This is a genomic window from Caldisalinibacter kiritimatiensis (assembly GCF_000387765.1).
In the GTDB taxonomy this organism is placed as follows: domain Bacteria; phylum Bacillota; class Clostridia; order Tissierellales; family Caldisalinibacteraceae; genus Caldisalinibacter; species Caldisalinibacter kiritimatiensis.
The window spans coordinates 1-2,843 of record NZ_ARZA01000031.1; the positions used below are offsets into that span (position 1 = coordinate 1).

Genomic DNA, 2,843 nt, shown 5'->3' on the forward strand with positions numbered 1-2,843 from the left:
CCTCTAGGGGATTTTTCAATTATTATACTAGGGTAATTTTAATTTATCATAAACAATAAAGAAGGGTCTTTTATTTTATTAAGAGGAGGCGAATGAAAAAATGACAAAAAAAGCAAAAAGAAATACTACTTTTAAGAAAAATAAAAACTTTTTTAAGAACATAAAAATAACATCATCATTATTAGTGTTGGTTATAATAGCTATACTTTCTCTAGGTAGTATGACCTTTATTGCATTAAATAATATGGAAACATTAAGTAATGACATGAATCTATTATATGAAGACAGAATGTTGACATCTTTAGAGCTTAAACATTTAGAAACTGAGTTTTATATAATAAGACTACAAATGTCGAAAATGGTTTATTCAAACAACTACGATGAAAATTCTGTAAGTTTAATTTCACAAAAAAGAGAGGATTTATTAAGGATATTTGACAATTATAGAAATTTAAAAATGAGTGAAGAACAAAGAAAATTGTTTAAAGATATAGAAAATAATTATACAGTATATCTACAAGCTGCAGATTCTATTATTAAAAAGATTAAATATGGTATTGAACCTAGTGAATCTGCCATTAAACAATTAACTGATAGTGCTGCAATAGCACAACAAAATATTGATGAACTAGTACAGTTAAAAGCAGACAACGCAGCATCAGTAGTAGAAAAAGCGAATAAAGTTTATGCGAGTTCAAGGAATATTTTTATAGGTCTGTTTATTGGTGTACTTGCAATATTCATTATATTATCAATTATTATTACAAAATTGATTAAAGGTTCAATGGCACAAATAAATGACGTACTTAAAAAGCTTTCAGAATATGATTTTAATATAAAACTAGAAGAAGACGGAAAAAATGAATTTGCACAAATGAATAAATCTTTAGCTATAGTCGTGGATAATTTAAAGAATGTATTAAAAGGAGTAAAAGACAATTCAGAGAACTTAACATCAAATTCTCAAAGTCTTGCTGCAGTATCAGAAGAGATGGCAGCATCATCACAAGAGTTAGCAAATACAATGCAGCAGGTAGCTGATGGAGCAACATCTCAGGCAAATGATTTAACTGAAATAGTAAATTCATTGTCACAATTGACCCAAAATATAGAAAATGTATATGAACAACTTAAAAATGTAAAAGACGAAACTGATAATACAACTGATAAAGCAAATATAGGAAAAGAAGAAATGGACAAATTGGTTTTATCAATAAATGAAATAAAAAATTCCTTTGAAATAGTTGTACAAAAGGTTGGTAACTTAACAAATTCGGTAAAAGAGATAAGTGGGATTACAGATGTTATATCTGGAATATCAGAACAGACTAATTTACTCGCATTGAATGCAGCAATAGAGGCAGCAAGAGCAGGTGAACATGGAAAGGGGTTTGCGGTAGTAGCAGAAGAGGTAAGGAAATTGGCAGAGGAGTCGAAAAAGTCAACAGATGAAATAACTAAATTAGTGGTATCAATAAATTCGGATACAGATGAGGTAATAAAGACTTCAAATGACGTAGAAAGCTTTGTTAAAGAACAAGCAAATTCAGTACAAAATACAGTTAAGGCTTTTAGAGATATTTTAGTATCAGTAGAAAGTATTGCACCGTTAATGGATAATACATACAAAGGAATGGATGAAATAGTAAAATCTAAGGATGAAGTAATGGAAAGAGTAGATGAGATAAGTGCAGTAACAGAAGAAAATTCTGCAGCATCAGAAGAAGTTGCAGCTTCATCAGAAGAATTAACTGCATCAACAGAAGAGATAGCATCTACAGCTCAAACTTTAAGTACAATGGCAGAAGATTTAATGGATTATGTAAATAGATTTAAAATATAACTTGATAAAAAGGCAGCTAAATCATTTGATTTAGCTGCCTATAAGTTTACAAGGAAGTGATAATTTTGTTTCAAAAGAGTAATTACTTTTATTTTGATTATTTAACCGGATTACCTAATAGACAATATTTATATGATAAGTTTTCAGATAAAATTAAAGACTTTGTGATAGTATTTTTAGATATTGATAATTTTAAATACATAAATGACACTTTTGGATTTAAATTTGGTGATAAGTTTTTAATGATGTTTTCTAATAGACTAAGTAAAGTGACAGAACATCATGGAAAACTGTTTATATATAATGGAGATAAATTTATATTACTATTACCTAATAGTGATACAAATACAATTAACAAGACAATTAAATTAATTTTGAAAGAATTACAAGGTGTTTTTGAAGTTGAAGACCATGAAGTGGTTGTTTCTGTGAGTAGCGGAGTTTATATTCCTGAAAATAACGAAAAAATTGATGATGTAGTAAGGAAAACAGTAATTGCAATGTATGAAGCTAAGAGAAATGGTAAAGGGCAATTTCAATATTATAATGAGGAATTAGACAAACAAATAAAAAGGAAATCAATTATTGCTAGTGAACTGGCAAAAGCAGTTAAAAATCAAGAATTTTATATATTTTATCAGCCTATTTTTAATATTAAGGAAAAAAATATGGTAGAAGTAGAGGCATTAATGAGATGGAGAAATGATAAATTAGGAGAAGTTTCACCAGCAGAGTTTATACCTATAGCTGAAGAAACAGGTCTTATTAATAAACTAGGATATTGGATTATACAAAATGTATGTAAACAAATTAAAACTTGGAATAAATTGGGACTAAATTTTAAAGTAGCTATAAACATATCGCCAAAGCAGTTACATGAAAAGAGCTTTGTAAAAAAGCTAAAAAAACTCATAGCTAAAGAAAATATAAACTTTAGTCAACTTAGAGTAAAATTTAAGTAGGCAAAACTATCAAAAAAATATTAAAGATGCCCGAAGGC

2 protein-coding genes are annotated in these 2,843 nt (G+C 28.1%); both read left to right on the top strand.

What is annotated here, in order from left to right; all coding sequences use genetic code 11:
* Nucleotides 1-100 precede the first annotated feature (100 nt).
* Nucleotides 101-1,843, top strand: coding sequence for a methyl-accepting chemotaxis protein (locus tag L21TH_RS00910; protein ID WP_006306657.1), 1,743 nt, complete (start codon nucleotides 101-103; stop codon nucleotides 1,841-1,843).
* A gap of 65 nt (nucleotides 1,844-1,908) precedes the next feature.
* Entirely contained in the window at nucleotides 1,909-2,805 is an 897-nt protein-coding gene (locus L21TH_RS00915; RefSeq protein ID WP_006306659.1) for a diguanylate cyclase domain-containing protein, read from the top strand.
* Nucleotides 2,806-2,843: the final 38 nt, after the last annotated feature.